The 15,315-nt window shown below is 58.2% G+C and carries 18 protein-coding genes; 4 read left to right on the top strand and 14 right to left on the bottom strand.

The genetic code is table 11. The features are described from left to right. Nucleotides 1–59 precede the first annotated feature (59 nt). Entirely contained in the window at nt 60–587 is a 528-nt protein-coding gene (locus WDN02_RS11815) for a hypothetical protein (RefSeq protein WP_337293682.1), read from the bottom strand. A gap of 39 nt (nt 588–626) precedes the next feature. On the opposite strand from WDN02_RS11815, the gene WDN02_RS11810 reads away from it, so the two are divergent. The 3 genes from WDN02_RS11810 to WDN02_RS11800 all read left to right on the top strand — a co-directional run bounded on the left by WDN02_RS11810 (nt 627) and on the right by WDN02_RS11800 (nt 2,546). After that, nucleotides 627–935 (top strand): hypothetical protein, encoded by a 309-nt coding sequence (locus WDN02_RS11810; RefSeq protein WP_337293681.1) that lies wholly within the window; start codon nt 627–629, stop codon nt 933–935. Nucleotides 936–1,166: 231 nt separating this feature from the next. Continuing rightward, nucleotides 1,167–1,331 carry a DUF3309 family protein gene (locus tag WDN02_RS11805; RefSeq protein ID WP_337293680.1) on the top strand — a complete coding sequence of 55 codons (165 nt, stop codon included), beginning with the start codon at nt 1,167–1,169 and terminating at the stop codon, nt 1,329–1,331. Between the two features lie 426 nt (nt 1,332–1,757). Next, nucleotides 1,758–2,546, top strand: coding sequence for a sensor histidine kinase (locus WDN02_RS11800; protein WP_337293679.1), 789 nt, complete (start codon nt 1,758–1,760; stop codon nt 2,544–2,546). A gap of 301 nt (nt 2,547–2,847) precedes the next feature. Here WDN02_RS11800 and WDN02_RS11795 read toward each other — a convergent pair whose 3' ends face one another. The 10 genes from WDN02_RS11795 to WDN02_RS11750 all read right to left on the bottom strand — a co-directional run bounded on the left by WDN02_RS11795 (nt 2,848) and on the right by WDN02_RS11750 (nt 12,591). After that, nucleotides 2,848–3,834 (bottom strand): asparaginase, encoded by a 987-nt coding sequence (locus WDN02_RS11795; RefSeq protein WP_337293678.1) that lies wholly within the window; start codon nt 3,832–3,834, stop codon nt 2,848–2,850. Between the two features lie 9 nt (nt 3,835–3,843). After that, nucleotides 3,844–4,734 carry a polysaccharide deacetylase family protein gene (locus WDN02_RS11790; RefSeq protein WP_337293677.1) on the bottom strand — a complete coding sequence of 297 codons (891 nt, stop codon included), beginning with the start codon at nt 4,732–4,734 and terminating at the stop codon, nt 3,844–3,846. Between the two features lie 16 nt (nt 4,735–4,750). Then, entirely contained in the window at nt 4,751–5,740 is a 990-nt protein-coding gene (locus tag WDN02_RS11785) for an amidohydrolase family protein (protein ID WP_337293676.1), read from the bottom strand. Next, the gene (locus tag WDN02_RS11780) at nt 5,740–7,242 is read right to left on the bottom strand and encodes an aldehyde dehydrogenase (RefSeq protein ID WP_337293675.1); all 1,503 of its coding nucleotides are present in this window, start codon (nt 7,240–7,242) and stop codon (nt 5,740–5,742) included. The genes WDN02_RS11785 and WDN02_RS11780 overlap by 1 nt, the downstream gene beginning before the upstream one ends. A 23-nt stretch (nt 7,243–7,265) precedes the next feature. Beyond that, entirely contained in the window at nt 7,266–7,970 is a 705-nt protein-coding gene (locus tag WDN02_RS11775) for an ABC transporter ATP-binding protein (RefSeq protein ID WP_337293674.1), read from the bottom strand. After that, nucleotides 7,963–8,721 carry an ABC transporter ATP-binding protein gene (locus WDN02_RS11770; protein ID WP_337293673.1) on the bottom strand — a complete coding sequence of 253 codons (759 nt, stop codon included), beginning with the start codon at nt 8,719–8,721 and terminating at the stop codon, nt 7,963–7,965. The genes WDN02_RS11775 and WDN02_RS11770 overlap by 8 nt, the downstream gene beginning before the upstream one ends. Nucleotides 8,722–8,748: 27 nt before the next feature. Next, nucleotides 8,749–10,011 carry an ABC transporter substrate-binding protein gene (locus WDN02_RS11765; protein WP_337293672.1) on the bottom strand — a complete coding sequence of 421 codons (1,263 nt, stop codon included), beginning with the start codon at nt 10,009–10,011 and terminating at the stop codon, nt 8,749–8,751. Then, on the bottom strand, nt 10,012–10,917 hold the full coding sequence (locus tag WDN02_RS11760) for a branched-chain amino acid ABC transporter permease (protein ID WP_337293671.1): 906 nt from the start codon (nt 10,915–10,917) through the stop codon (nt 10,012–10,014). A gap of 83 nt (nt 10,918–11,000) precedes the next feature. Beyond that, nucleotides 11,001–11,861 (bottom strand): branched-chain amino acid ABC transporter permease, encoded by an 861-nt coding sequence (locus WDN02_RS11755; protein WP_337293670.1) that lies wholly within the window; start codon nt 11,859–11,861, stop codon nt 11,001–11,003. Nucleotides 11,862–11,937: 76 nt separating this feature from the next. Next, complete coding sequence (locus WDN02_RS11750) at nt 11,938–12,591, bottom strand: cysteine hydrolase (RefSeq protein WP_337293669.1); 654 nt, start codon at nt 12,589–12,591, stop codon at nt 11,938–11,940. Between the two features lie 313 nt (nt 12,592–12,904). Between WDN02_RS11750 and WDN02_RS11745 the strand changes: the two genes are divergently transcribed. Continuing rightward, nucleotides 12,905–13,621 carry a GntR family transcriptional regulator gene (locus WDN02_RS11745; protein WP_337293668.1) on the top strand — a complete coding sequence of 239 codons (717 nt, stop codon included), beginning with the start codon at nt 12,905–12,907 and terminating at the stop codon, nt 13,619–13,621. A gap of 256 nt (nt 13,622–13,877) precedes the next feature. On the opposite strand, the gene WDN02_RS11740 is transcribed toward WDN02_RS11745, so the two are convergent. Genes WDN02_RS11740 through WDN02_RS11730 form a run of 3 tightly spaced genes read right to left on the bottom strand, consistent with a single transcriptional unit; the run spans nt 13,878 to nt 15,314 of the window. Beyond that, nucleotides 13,878–14,735 (bottom strand): hypothetical protein, encoded by an 858-nt coding sequence (locus tag WDN02_RS11740; protein ID WP_337293667.1) that lies wholly within the window; start codon nt 14,733–14,735, stop codon nt 13,878–13,880. Between the two features lies 1 nt (nt 14,736). After that, a complete protein-coding gene (locus tag WDN02_RS11735) occupies nt 14,737–14,991 on the bottom strand; it encodes a hypothetical protein (RefSeq protein ID WP_337293666.1) in 255 nt (84 codons plus the stop codon). Then, nucleotides 14,988–15,314 (bottom strand): carboxymuconolactone decarboxylase family protein, encoded by a 327-nt coding sequence (locus WDN02_RS11730; RefSeq protein ID WP_337293665.1) that lies wholly within the window; start codon nt 15,312–15,314, stop codon nt 14,988–14,990. Before WDN02_RS11730 ends, WDN02_RS11735 begins: the two co-directional genes overlap by 4 nt. Nucleotide 15,315: the final 1 nt, after the last annotated feature.

Here is a 15,315-nt window from a genome sequence, read left to right as displayed (position 1 = left end):
AATTTCTGAGTTTACGGCCATTGCGCGTCTTCGCTCAGGACGTTCTTGAGGCACATTTGCTACGGCTGGTATCCGTTGCTTTCATTGGGTGTCGAACCCGAGCGCATGCCGGAGACGTCCGAAAAGGGTTTGTGAACGCGCACCGACGGCGGGTGGCCTGCCACGATCGACTGAACGCCAAATAAAAGCACCACAATGGCGACGCTGAAGCACAGCATATAAATTAGGCTTCGCGAATTGTTCGCCGCATTCACGCCAATCGCCGTTCCGCGCGATGGCGCGCTGATAAAAGTCACACGCGGCAAAAGCGCGATCAAGCGGGCTGCAATCCTCGGCGGATCCGGATGCACCGTTTCTGCATCGGGGAGTGCTGCAATAAACGAGGTCAATCTCTGGGTCGCCGTTTCTTCAGGGAGGCGAGCCAATTCTGCAGCTTCCAGCCACGGATCGATACCGAAGCGCGCCAGCACTGTAAGGACACTGAGCAACATTCCATTTTTATCCTCGCCCATCGGCGCGAATAGAAAGGCGTCGAATTTCGACCCCAGTGGGGAAAGTGATAGGCAGCGCGTCATTTTCCTTACCAAGCATTACCCTCGGCCATATGGGCGATAAGCAGACAAGCTTTGTCCTCCAAACAGAGCGGCGAATGGCGCCGCGCTGGAGTTCATGCAGCAGCTCCCAAGCTGCTGCACATCTATCCGGTCTTATTCGGCATGATTTTTGTCGTGGCCTCGATCAGCGTGATGACTATGGTCATCGACATCATGGCCGCCGTGGCCCATGGCGTGATGCATACCTTCATCGCCCCGGTGCCGATCATGGCCGTGATGATGCCCGCCAATGCCAACGCCGTTTGGGCTCACGACCACGGCATCTGCCATGGCACGTGTCGCAAAGTACGAAACACCCAAGGCTATAAGGAACAACGCTAGAACTTTTTTCATATGGGAATCCTTTTCAGATTCCCATATTCGCGTATCTAGCCTAGATGTGTCTGAGCAAAATAGAACACTCTTCGGCCTATCCTATCCAAACGAAAACTGCATATAGTATACGTTGACGAAACTTTAAGCGGAACCTTCGCTCTAGCTGTCCGTTATATAAATGTGGGCTGCTCCGTTTCGTATCGAGGCGCAAGTTGCTCTCTTCAGAGAGGCGCCGCTATGAGCATACTTCTTATTATCATCGTTCTTTTTCTTGTCTTCGGAGGCGCCGGCTATTGGGGTCGCAATCGCGGGTATTATGGCAACGGCGGTTTCGGGATCATCGGCGTCATCCTCGTGGTTCTAGTCGCATTCGCGATATTTGGACAAGGACGTTTCTACTGAATGGTAATCGCACTTCGATTTAATGCTTGTTCCAGCAATCATCAGCTTTGACGCGCGGTCCGTGTCGCCTTCGATTTCAAACCCGCATTTACAAGCGCATTTCTGACGTTCGCAGCGTCCCCAGATAGCGTGCTCGGTTCGCGTCTTGTAGACGCGCGTGGCTTCATTAGGGTTGACGCGTCGTCATAACATTTTTGTGTAGTGACCGCCGCGCGGGAAGCTGAGCACTGTTGCGCCTCGCAAAGCGGCGGGTTTGCGCACGTTAGCCATGTCTTCATTCACTTTCATTGTGAGCACTTTTGACCAGCCCGAGCTTCCGTTGCGGTGCAATGGTGAAGCTCGGGACGACGCGGCGCGCGTTGGAAGAAGCCATGCCAAGTCGCTTCCCAATTGACTTCTCGGATCCACAAATTCGGAGTGGACACAATGAGTGATACGACCTCCACGCAAAAGGGCCAATTCCGATCCCCTTGGTTGCCCCTGATCAGGAGCACCCGCCGCGCGCACACGCAGCTTGATGCACTGAAAGCCGAACTGAGCGCGGCTCTCGATCGAGAAGCGGCATTGCTTCACGAGAGGAGCGAACTGCTAAAACGCCAAGACATGTTGATGCTGGAGTTCGACCACCGTCTTTTTAACAGTCTGCAATTGGTCACCAGTTTGCTGTCCATGCAAAGCCGGCAGGCATCGCCGGAAGCCGCCGCACAATTGCGCGCCGCAGGCCAGCGTGTAGCCGCCTTTGGACGCGTGCACAGGCGTTTGCATCCCCTTCATCATCGCGAGAAGGTGGAATTTAAGCAGTATCTTCAACATCTCTGTGCTGATCTTTCGAGCCTCCTGCACGAGCAAACCGATTGCGGCATCCGCGTCGAAGGCGAGAAGTTGGAGATACCCACACTATTTGCAACGCCACTCGGGTTCATCGTCGCTGAGCTCGTCACCAATTCAGCAAAATACGCCAAGAGCAATATCGTCGTTCGATTGGAAACGTCACCAACCTTGGGTCATTCGATTTCGGTGTTGGATAGCGGGCCGGGATTGCCCGCCGAATTCGACCCAACGAAAAGCAAAGGACTCGGGATGAAGATCGTCCTTTCGCTGATTCAACAGATCAACGGCGTGTTGCGCATCACCTCCGGCGCTGATGATCGCGGCGCAAGCTTTATTGTTACCTTCAGCGTTCCGAGCATTGGGATTATCGGAAACGCCGGTTAAAGAGGTCACTCCCACTCAGCGACACCACCGTGATGCGAGCGTGTGCCCGTCGTGGCGCTTTGGCGGGCTGTCCTGGGCAGACGCGGACGGTTAATCGATCTGCTCCGATGGGCCACCGGCCATCGTTCAAAGCCAGCTGAGCTATTGAAATATTTGGCGCGCCAGATCCGACATGGAAGCAAGCCTTCGGGACGACCGGATTTGGCTGATGATTCAGCCGATATGGGGCGCCACTAAACCTCCGGCGCATCGACCTCGGGAGGCTGTTTAAGGCTTGGCTCAATCCATATCTCGGGCGACTTCAGTTCATCTCGAAGGCTGCACGAATTTGCGTGCGATCATGATGGCCCGTACGAAGGAGTAGGCTGAGCAACAATCTCGCTTTGAGCCCACTTAAAGACCCGGCCGATATCAAGCCACGTCCAAGGAGATCAACCTCTGAGCCAGGAAAAGCATAGGTCTGGGTAAACGACGGTCCGGTCTCCGCGCGCGAGGCAAGGACTACTGGCATTTGCTCGGCAATTGTTCCCAGCAGCGGTGCAATATGCGCAGGCACGTGGCCCGCGCCCATTCCTTCGATCACGACGCCCGCGAAACCCAGCGATGGCAACGCTGTAATAAGTCGCCCATCATCACCGAGCCCAATTTTGAGAAGCGCTACCGGGCGCTCCTCATTCGACCATTCTCCTTCAAGCGAGGGGGCGCGCCGCGGGTCGAGTTGAAATAATGCGCGCCCTTCGATGACCAGAGCCACCGGACCGCAAAGGGGCGAACGAAACGCCGAAGGAAGCGCTGTATGGCTCTTCTGTACGAACCGCGCTGCGTGAATTTCATCGTTCAAGACAACCAGGACGCCGCGTCCACGCGCGTCCAGACTGACGGCCGTTATCGCCGATGCAAGCAGATTGGCCGGACCGTCAGCGCCAGCCGCCTCGGCGCCACGCATGGCGCCTGTGACGACGACAGGCGCATCCCCTCTGACGAGGCGATCGAGCACGAAGGCGGTCTCTTCGATCGTGTCGGTTCCCTGAATGACGACGGCGCCAGCAATGCCGCTCGCAAGCCGAGCGTTGATCAGCGTAGCGACAGCCATAAGATCGTCGAACGTCAGCGATGCACCGGGCTTTCGAAACGGCGACAGCGTCTCAATTTGCGCCACGGTATCGAGGCCCGGAACCGTGCACACGAGATCATTCGCATCGAGCGTCGGCACGATCCCGCCGCTCGCATTTCGCGTCATGGTGATGGTTCCGCCCAGCGAGATCATCAAAACGGTCGGTAACGTCATAGCCGCCTTCTACACAATTATCTGCGCGCGATACCAGTCGAGGATTTCCGCGCCGGTCCACATCACGACACCCTCGTGACCGAGGATGTAGTCATACAGCATTTCGAGATATTTGATCCGATGCGGCACGCCGGTCAGGTAAGGATGGATCGAGATTGCCATGACTCGCGGTGCCTTGGCGCCATCCAGATACAGCCGATCGAATTGATCCCGGCCGCGGCGGTAGATTTCGTCAGACGGCCGCTGCTGAACGGCACTCATGACGACATCATTGATTTCGACCGTATACGGTACAGACACGATGTTTCCGGCGGTCGTTTTCAGCATAACCGGTTGATCATCAAGCACCCAGTCGGCCACATATTCGATACCGGCCTCGGCGAGGAGATCGAGCGTCTGGTCTGTTTCAGTCAGGCCGGGGCTTTCCCAGCCACGCGGCGGCTTGCCGGTGAATTTTTTGATGGCTTCAATCGTCTCGGCGATCGCCGATTTCTGATCGCCCACCTTGTGCATCGGCTTTTGCACAAAGCCGTGACCCATGAAATCCCAGCCCGCGTCGCGCGCCGACTCGCACGCGTCAGGATAAAGATCGCAGACCGACCCGTTGATCGCGAAGGTCGCCTTCAGGTTACGCGTGCCGAGCGCTTCTACGAACCGCCAGAATCCCACCCGCATACCATATTCGTGCCATGCCCAATTCGGGACGTCGGGCAATAGCGGCTGCCCCATTGGCGGCGGCAAGACCGCGCGCGGCATCGCGCCGCTCGGGCTCCAGTTCTCGACATTGACGATCGTCCAGACCGCCACGCGGGCGTCCCCGGGCAGTTTGAGCTTGGGACGGTGGTGAATTGGTGTGTAAGGCAGCCGGCCGCGAACGCTCCCGCCGATCATATCGGTCATCTCTTCACTCCTGCAGTCAGGTTTCGCGCAGCAGCTTCAGCGCGGTGCCGCAGCGTACGCATGCGCATTCCTGTTCACTTATGCCCGGCACGCATTCGATCGTCGCCCTCGGATTGTCGTCGGCCATATCGAATGGGGCGTCAGTCCCGATGCAGACGTGATCCGCGCCGACAAGATCGATCAGGTAGCGCAACGCCTGTGGCTCGAACACGAGGCTATCGAAGTAAACCTGTTTCAACAGATCCTTCGGCGACGACCTTGTTATCTTTTTTGCTTCGGCACGAACTTTATGCCCATGGACCAGGCGACCGATCTGGTAGGGCAAGAAACCTCCGCCATGCGCGAGTACGAGCTTCAGGTCAGGCAGTTCGTCGAGCCGCCCGGAAAACATCAGATTGGCGAGCATGACTGTCGTGTCGAGCGGATTGCCGATCAGGTTGGTGAGATAATAGGCTTCGAGTCCCGCTTTGGCGCTGACGTAATAAGGATGCGCGAAGACAAACACGCCAAGCTCCGATGCACGCCGCAAGAGCGGTCGGAACCGCTCTTCTGCCAGTTGAGCGCCTTCGATCGATGTGCCGATCTCGACAGCCTTGAAGTTATAGGCCTTGACCACGCGTTCCAATTCGGCGACCGCGGCGTCCGGATGCTGCATCGGGACGATCGCCATGCCGCGGAGCCGGCTTGGCTTTGTGGCAACCATGTCGGCGACGCCATCGTTGACGAGAGCCGCAAGTTCCAGCGCGGCATCCGCGTCCGCCCAGTAGCAGAACATGGGCGGGGCCGGAGAGATCACGGAAATATCGATGCCCTTGCGATCCATCGCTTCGAGCTTTGCCTCGGGGCGATGAAACTCAGCGGAGAGCGGATAGACATAGCCCTGAGCGTGGACCATTTTGCGTGCGGCACCGTCACCCTCGATCCGAGCCCGAAACTGCTTCGGATCGGCCTCAATTGCCGTAACGACACGCTGGGGAATGACGTGACTATGGATGTCGATATGCATTAGCTGTAGCGCTTTTCCACGCCGTCCCGGGCGTACCAATCGAATGTTTCATCGGACAGATTGACGATGATGTTTTGGATCTGCGTGTATTCTTCGTAGGCGACCAGGCCGTTCTCGCGTCCGAGTCCGCTCATCTTGAATCCGCCCCATGGCGAGCATGGATCGATCCGGTGATGATCGTTGATCCAGGTGATGCCGCTCTGCAGGCGGTGGGCGACGCGGTGCGCACGGGCCAGATCGCGTGTCCAGATCGAGGTTGCGAGGCCGAATTCTGTACCATTCGCGAGGGCGATCGCCTCCTCCTCTGTTTCGAACGGAATAACGCAGACCACCGGCCCGAAAATCTCCTCCTGCGCGATGCGCATGCCATTCGTCACGCCGGTAAAAATCGTGGGCGTGTAGTAATAGCCGTTGTCGAAGGCGCCACCTTCCGGACGCCTGCCGCCGGCGGCCAGGGTCGCACCCTCCTCCAGACCAATCTTCACGTAGCGTTCAGTGACATCACGTTGTTTCGCAGAGACGAGCGGCCCCATCTGCGTCGCCATGTCCTGCGGATCACCGATTTTGATGGCGGTGGCGCGCGCCACGAGTTTTTCGACCACTTCGTCATGAATCGAACGATGCACGACGAGCCGCGCGCCCTGCACACAGGTTTGGCCGGCCGCGATGAACGACGCAAACAATGTTGCCGCAACGCAGCGATCGATCGGCGTATCCGGGAAAACCACCACAGACGCTTTGCCGCCGAGTTCCGCCGCCACCCGCGTCAAATTATGGCCTGCGACCGCGGCCACCGCTTTGCCGGTCTCCGTGCCGCCTGTGAGATCAATCTTCGCAATACGCGGACTCGACGACAATGCAAGCCCGGCCGTCGCGCCGTAACCGGGAACAACGTTGTAGACCCCGTCTGGGACCCCCGCTTCCTTGAAGATGTCGCCGAGCAGCAGCGGCGTGATCGGTGCAAGCTCACTCGGCTTCACCACCATCGTGTTGCCGGCCGCCATGGCTGGCGCGACTTTCTTTGTCAGGATCAGTAACGGATGATTCCACGGCGTAACATGGCCGACGACGCCGAGCGGCACGCGTCGCGTATAATTCAGGAAGTTCCCGCCGAACGGCGGAACAGTATCTTCGTGCGTTCGAGCAATCGCGCCAAAATAGCGAAACCATTCGGGCAGACGGCCCAATTGGGCGCTCATCTCCCGGCGCGGCCGGCCGATCTGGTCAACCTCGATCGTCACCAGATCATTGAGGCGGGCGGCCAGAAGCTCTGCGGCGCGATGCATGATGTCGCCGCGCACGGCTCCGGGGGTCGCGGCCCAGATCTTCCCCGCCTCTTCAGCGGCGTCGATGGCCGCGTCGATATCCGCCGCTTCGCCCTCCGCGACATGGGCTATGATGCGGCCGTCCTTTGGATTCTCGACCGGAATTGTACCACCGCTCGAACTTGGTCTGAATTGGCCATTGATGTAGAGCCCGAACGGAGCGTTCTGATTGAGCATGTTTCGTCCTGACATTGATGAAATTAATGCACGCCGAGAAAGCGCACGAGTGACCGCGGATCATCGACGAGCTCGGAGGCTTGGGCTTCGTAGACCACCTTGCCGGTCTCAAGCACATACGCGCGATCCGCGACGGCAAGGGCGCTGTAGAGATTTTGCTCGACCAGAAGGATCGCTATGCCATCATGTTTGAGTTGCATGATGATGTCCCCGAGATGTTGCACCATGACCGGCGCGAGCCCTTCCGATGGCTCATCCATCAAGATCAGTTCCGGATCGATCATCAGAGCGCGCCCGACAGCGAGCATCTGACGCTCCCCGCCAGACAATTGATTGCCCCTATTGTTGCGGCGTTCCGCGAGGCGTGGAAACAATCCGAAGATGCGTTCGACTGTCCATCCCTCTTTGACGCGGATCGGCTTGATCATTGTCAGGTGTTCGGTGACGGTGAGCGAGGGAAATAGCCGCCGTCCCTGAGGCACAAGCGCGATCTTATGGTGGGCGATGTCGTGCGGCCTGAGACCGGTCAAGCTTTCACCCTTCCAGGTGACACTGCCGCCGCGCACGCATGGCGCGGAAAGGCCCATTATCGAGCGGATGAGGCTCGTCTTGCCCATCCCGTTGCGGCCGAGCAGCGCCACGACTTCGTGATCGCGGACGGTGAGCGAGGCCCCCTGAACGACATGGGCCTCACCGTAAAAGCTCTGAAGGTCATGAATCTCAAGCATGGTGACGGGGCCTGCCGAGATAGACGTTCTGGATATCGGCATTCTCTCGGATCTCGGCCGGAGCACCGTCCGCGAGGAACTGTCCATTGTTCAGGCATGTGACCCAATCGACGAGCGACAGTACCAGATCCATATCATGCTCGATCAGCACGATTGTGATCTCCGCGGGCAACGCACGGATGACATCAGTGACAATCACGCGTTCGGCGGGCGACAGGCCGGCGGCGGGCTCGTCCAGAAGAAGCAGGCGAGGACCAGGCGCGAGCGCCATAGCCATTTCGAGTTGCCGCTGTTCGCCGTAAGAAAGTTCGCTCACCAAGGCGCCAGCGCGCGAACCCAACCGCGATAAGCCGAGCGCACGCTCGGCCTGCGTATACTCGTTGTTCGTAAGTTCGCTCGTTCCGAAGAATGAGAATTTGCGCGCTTTAAGCCCACGAAGAGCAAGCTCCATGTTTTGCCGTACAGTCAGGCTTGGAAACAGATTTGTGATCTGGAATGTACGGCTGATGCCACAAGCGGCGCGGCGATGTGGTGGCAATTGCGTAATGTCGCGATCGTCGAATTCGATTCGTCCCGAAGTCGGCCGCACGACGCCGGTGATGGCATTGAATAACGTCGTTTTCCCGGCCCCGTTCGGGCCGATGATCGCACGCCGTTCACCGCGGTTGATGCGCAACGATACGTCATCGACGGCTTTCAACGCGTCGAACCGGACACCGACATGATCAAGTTTGAGGATAATATCTGACACACGCACGCTCGTATCTAGAGACCCCGATCAGGCCTTCTTGATGCCTTGAAAATCACGGGAGTACGGCGGCTGTTTCATGTAGGTCACCGGATCATATTTCCAGAACTGCGAGACCTGCGGATAGGTCTCGATCGGCACGTTCCAATATTTGCCCTCGTTATTTTTGACGACTTTTCGGATGAATACGTCGTAGATCGGGTTGCCGTATTGGTCGAACCGCACGGGCCTGCCGAGTGGACTGTTGGGTAGATCGGTCTTAAGCACCGTATCGATAAAGAGATCGCGATCCGCGACCTTGCCGCCGATCGTGTTGATCGCTTTCGCCACCCACATCGCACCGACATAATGCGAAAAAGCATAAAGCGACGGGATCTTTCCGAATTTGTCGGAATAAGTCTTCACGAAGGCCCGCGTCGCCGGCAGATCGGCACCCTCCGCGAAATGCGCCGACGTGACGATGCCTTCGCACTCAGAGCCCATCGTGCGGATAACGGACTGGTCCGCCGCATTCTGTGAGCCAAGTAGCGGAATTTGCCCCTTCAGACCGAAGCTCGCGTACTGCTGGATCAGACGTGCAGAATCTGCCCCGGTTTCCATCGCGAACACGGCATCGGGCTGAAGCGTTGCGACCTGCCCAAGATAGGGGCTGAAATCCGACGTGTTCAGCGGATGCCAGAACTGCCCCACAATCGCGCCGCCGCCTTCGGTGAAAGTCTGCGAAAATCCGCCGCATTGCTCGTGGCCGAACGTGTAATCCTGCGAGATCATCGCGACTTTCTTGTAGCCCTGCTTGAGCGCCCAATCGGCCAGCGGACGCGAGAATTGGCTGGCGCTGTACCCGCCGGCCCGAATCACGTTCTTGATCCGCCTTCGCTGCGTCAGGTCGTCGGCGGCGATGACGGGGATGAAATAGGGCGTTCCGTTGCCCTTCACATAATTCGCAACGGCAAGGCCGGTGTTCGCCAGGAGATTGCCGAAGAGGAAATCAACGTTCGCCTGTTCAACCAGCCGGCGTGCCTTCTGCAAGGCCGTGTCGGGGTTAGAGGCATCGTCTTCGATGATGATCTCAACCTTTCGTCCGCCTGCCTCGTTGCCGACGCTGTCCCAGAACAACGTAAAACCATTGATAATCTCACGGCCGCCGGCGGCGACCACACCGGTTTGCGGCGCCATCAGGCCGATGCGAATCGGCGCACTCTGTGCGCGCGCAATGAAAGGCGCCGATAGAACACCAGTGCCCGCGGCAAGTGTGAGACCCGTCGTCTTAAGAAAGCTTCTGCGATCCATCATTTATCCTTCCAACGAGCGTCTTGAACCCCAGCGAGCGAGCAGGACGCGCGCACGGCCGACCACGCCTTCCGGCGCGAAAATCATAATGAGAACGAAGGTGAGACCGAGGATTGTCGGCCAACGCGCCGTGAAGCTGCTGACGACGTTTTCAAGAACGATGATCGCCGCCGCGCCCACGAATGACCCGAAGAGCGTGCCGACACCGCCCGTGACCGCCATTAAAAGTCCGGAAACTGATTGCGACAGTTCAACCGTCGACGGACTGACGAAGTTGTTGAAGAGCATATAGAGGGCGCCGGCTATTCCCGCGAACAAACCGGACATCAGGAACGCCAGGAACACATGCAGTGGGACATTGTAGCCGAGGCTGCGCATGCGACTCTCTGAGTCGCGGATGCCGCGCAACGCCAGGCCGAAGGGCGAATGAACGAATCGCCACATCACGAAAGTCGAAAGCGAGACGACGATCAAGACAGCGTAATAGAAGTTCTTATCGTCGGCGATGAAGTCAGGACGACCAATACCACGCAGACCGTTCTCACCACCGGTGATGCCCGTCCATCGCAAGCACACACCCCAGACGATCATGCCGAGGGCGAGCGTCAGCAGGAGAAAATAGACGCCGGACGTCCGGACCGCGAGCAGGCCAAAAACTGCCGAAAGCGCGGCTGCCGCAAGGATTCCAAGCGCGACCCCAACCCAGAGATCGCCGCCTATCGAAGACGTCCAATAGATCGCGACATAGGTTGAAACGCCGAAGATGGCGCCATGACCAACCGAGGTGCGGCCAGCATAGCCGGCGAGAATGTCGATCGACATCGCAAGCACGCTGAAAATCAGAACCTGCGTTGCGATCGAGGTCTGATAGCTTGATAGGACGAGCGGTAACGCGGCAAGAACTGCCAAGACCGAGGCGATCCATATTGTTGTACGCAACTTATGTGCGCGAACCCCCTGCCCTGCCGATACGGCGTTCATCTGCGTTGGCGTCACGCGGTCCTCCCGAAGAGGCCGAGCGGGCGAAACGCGAGCAGCAGCGCCATCGGTCCGAAAATGACGAAATAGGAAAGTTCGGGGAATATCACCTGGCCGATCGCGTTCAGGAGACCGACCAGCACGGCGCCTAGAGCAGCACCCCAGAGGCTGCCGCGTCCCCCAATGATCACGACCGCGAGCGAGAAAACGAGAATCTCGGCATCGGCGCTCGGGTAGAGCGTAAGAAAGGCGCCGCCGACGACGCCGCCAAGTCCTGCGAGCGCTGCGCCAAGCATAAAAGTTCCGAGGAAGACGCGGCGGATATTGATGCCCATCGCCTCGACCATTTCAGGATCATCGACGCCGGCACGTATCAGCGCGCCAAGGCGGGTCTTATTCAGGAGAAGCCATAACGCGGCGAAGACAACGATGCCGAGCGCCAGCACAAAGATGCGGTATTTCGGATAGAAAAAATTGCCTATGTGCATTGCGCCGCGCAGCGCCTCTGGAACGGGCACTGAGAACGTGTCACCGCCCCAGATCACGAGCCCAAGATCGTCTAGGATAAAAGCCACGCCCAGCGTCAGCAGAACCTGTCGCAATTCGGCGCCGTGGACAAAACGCAGCAACCCTCTGTCGAGCGCAGCACCAAGCAGGGCCACTGCGGCCATGGCGCCCAGCACGGCGAGAATAAAACTACCAGTTGCTTGCGCGATTGAATATCCGATCAAGCCGCCGAGCAGATAAAGCGCGCCATGCGCCAGGTTGACGATGCGCAGAAGCCCGAAGATCAGCGTGAAACCGGATGCGACGATGAACAAAAGCGCCGCAAAGGTCAGGCCATTCAAAATCTGGAAGAGATTGATTCCCATCATGCTGGAACATCACTGTTCAGCGTGTTCGATGGCGCGGCCTTTGTCGCCGGATCGGATGACGGATGCGTCGGTAACTTCATGCTGCATCCTTGCCAGCTGACGCGAAGATACCGAGCTGTTGAATCTCACCTGTGTCGATCACGAGACCAAACGCGGTCTTGATACAGAGCAGGCCGGCATCATGCAGCTCGGTGCCGTCCATGGTTTCCACACAGTCTTTCACGACAATCACCGCGAAATCCCGGACATTGGCGGCGGTTACGGTTGCCAGGACACAGGAGTTTGTGTTCACGCCGGTTACGAGCAGCGTATTGATCCCATGCGCTCGCAGCGTGAATTCAAGGTCGGTGCCAATGAAACAGTCGTAGCGTTTCTTCGTATCGACCACGAGGTCGCGTGTACGATCGTACAATTCCGGCATGATCGTAACGCCGGGCATACCCGCGATATTGTGGCGCAGGACATTCTTGCGAGTCGCCTTCGGATCCTCGGCGCGCGTACGCCAAAATGGATTGCAGATGATTTCCGCTTCGTCGCGGTACTGCGTGAGCAGATGAATGATCGGGATATTTTTGGACCGCGCCCAATCGAACAGACGCTTGTTGGCAACGATCACCTGTCTCGCGATCTGAGGTGAGGTCGGCATGGTCGCGACGTCCATGTCGAGATGACCCCGATGCAGGTCAATCGCGATGACGGCCGCCTTGGGATGATCGACACCGAAATTCATGGGAGAGCCTCCGGGTTTCCGACAATCGGACTCTCGCAGGGCGCACCGCGTGCAACCCCGCCGCCCCCTTCCCTCATAGCGCTGGTCATGACCGCCCCGAGTTCGTTACCCGATGCTTAATCTGCAATACATTCAGACAATCAGTCAAAATAAATGTATACAATATTGCGGAACAATTAGGCGGAGGGCGGGTAAAATATACACAGGGCGCTCGAATACTAGTCACATATACAAGTGCGGCGTGCCAGCTTGTCCTGGACTGCCCCCACTGTATATAATGTATACAAATTGGGTCTCTCGATTCGGAAGCGTTATGAGCGATAGGCGCGCGGGCGAGGTCTTATCCACCAGATCAGAATCGGTCGTTGAGGCATTGCGTGCCGCAATCATGGCTGGCCAGTTCGACCCCGGCGAACGCTTGCACGAAATCAAACTGACCAGTCTATTGGGGGTATCGCGCACCCCGGTCCGGGCAGCCCTTCAGAAACTCGCGTCGGAAGGCCTGCTCGATTACACGCCGAACCGCGGCTACACATTGCGTGAATTTCCAACTGGCGAAATCATCAATGCCTACGAAGTGCGCGCTGTGCTTGAGGGTCTTGCTGCGCGACAAGGCGCCGAACGAGGCCTGGATGCGAGCGAACTCGCAATTCTTCGTCAATCGCTGCATGACGGCGATGAAATGATTTCCAGCGGTCACGTCACGAATGAACATCGGGCGCAATACAGTGGCATCAATGCCAGTTTCCACGAAACCATTCTTTCGTCGGCGGGATCAAGGCTTCTGAGCGACATGGTTTACCTGTGTCAGCAGGTGCCCGTTTCATCGCCACGTAATGTCGTCGCGTTCGAAGAGGGCGATGTGCGTCGCCGTCATGACGATCATCACCGAATATTTGAAGCGATCGTTGGCCGCGAGCCTTGGCGCGCCGAAATGTTGATGCGGGACCATGTCGCCAGCGTCAAATCCTCGCTGATCCGTTCCTTGTCATCGCCTGCAGCGATCCACCAGGCATTAAGGCTCGCCTAAGAGTGGCCCGGTGATTTATTTAGCCGACTTTACCTAGGTAATATGGCTGTATGAGATAATCGAATTTCCATTCCCGGGGCAAAGCCGGCCGGCGGCCCTGGTGGGTGAAGATGGAAGCGGCGTCTCGGTGGCGAGGCTTGATGTTGTCAGAGATCTCGCTGCCAATGAGGCGACTAAGGCGCCGCAAACGCCTCCCGAGCTCCTACAATGTGATGGCCGCGGGCCCATAACGTCTGACATCGAAGCCGGTCAGCAACTATACCGACGGCCAATCAGTCATGGCAGGTATTGTGAGCGGCTCCGCCGGCACAAAAGACATCAAGCCGATTCCTGTTGCCCAAGGTTTGACGGCTTCATAGGCGACGATCTCGCTGGTATAGGCACCGAGCGCCCCGGCAAGCGCGACCCAGCCAAGCAGTTCGACGGCGCCAGCGCCCGCCGCTAAAAAATCGTCCGTTGTGTAGTGTGCAAGTTTCTCCAGATCTCCCGACGCCATCTCATTCAGGAAACGCTGATCGAAGGCCTCATCGATCCAACCATGCCGCCGCTCGCCTGGATCGTGCGACATACCGCCGGTCGCGACGAGCGCGATCCGTTTGTCCGAGCGTCGCGCGATATCGCCGACGATCTTGCCGAGTTCTAGACAGCGGCGCGCCGAGGGTTGCGGCGATGCTAGTGTATTGAAGAAGATCGGCACGACGGGCAGATCCATCTCTGGACGCAGGAAATGCAGCGGGATCATTGTGCCGTGGTCGAAGGCCAGCTCATAGGCATAGCCCGGCTCGATCCCCTTCTCGTAGCAGCTCTCGACGATCGTGGTCGCGAGATCCGGATCGCCGAGGATTTTGACGCCCGCCAATTTGAGCCACGGCTCAATAGGGCCGTCGAACGTCGCGCCCCGCCCCACGCAAAAGGCTGAAATGTGATCGAGGAAAAAGTTGGCCCAATGTTCGGAGGTGAACAAGATGATTTCATCGACGCGCGCGGCCGCCAGATCGCGCCGCAGGCAGTCCAGCGCCGCATAAAGCGCATCTTTCTGAGCAGGCGGGGCTGCATCGGCCCAGGCGACCATTCCGGGCGCGTGGCCGACGGCCGCAGCGAAAGCGATCGTCATCTCAAGGCTCCTCGCAGATGGCGCTTAGATAATCCGCTTCCGAGACGCCGTTGATGATCGAGAACGGCCGCAGGATAAGTCCGTGAACGCCGATGCGGTAAAGCGCGCGGTAATCGCGGGCGATGAGCGCATCGCGCTCTTCACTGGTGAGATCAAAGTCCGCCAGCGCGTCCTGCGGCGTGGCCATAAAGCGCTCCCGCATCTCGTGATTGCGGTTGATCTCGCGGATCGTCTTCTGCAGCGCATAAATGCTCATGCAGCCTGCTCGACCTCGCGAATGACGTCATCAACCCACTCGAGTGCCGAGACGACCTGGTTGAAACTTGCCGACGCCGCGAGTGTAACGAGGACGGCCTGGCGCAGGGCCTGCGGATCGACCTTATCCTTCAGAAGGCGCAGCGCGTGCGTGCGGAAACTGCGTTCGCTGCCGGCGGTTACGAGTCCGCCAAGCACGATCAGCTCAACTGTATGCGAATCGAGCGGGCCGGATTTCACGACCGCGGCACGCAACGCCTGAAACGCATCTGCGGAGTTTGCGCTGATGGTGCGCAGATATTCGACCGGGGTGGGCTTTTTCATG

The organism is Methylovirgula sp. (genome assembly GCF_037200945.1).
Classification (GTDB): Bacteria; Pseudomonadota; Alphaproteobacteria; order Rhizobiales; family Beijerinckiaceae; genus Methylovirgula.
The sequence above is the reverse complement of the archived record's forward strand: the minus strand, read 5'-3'. Positions and strand labels throughout refer to the sequence as shown.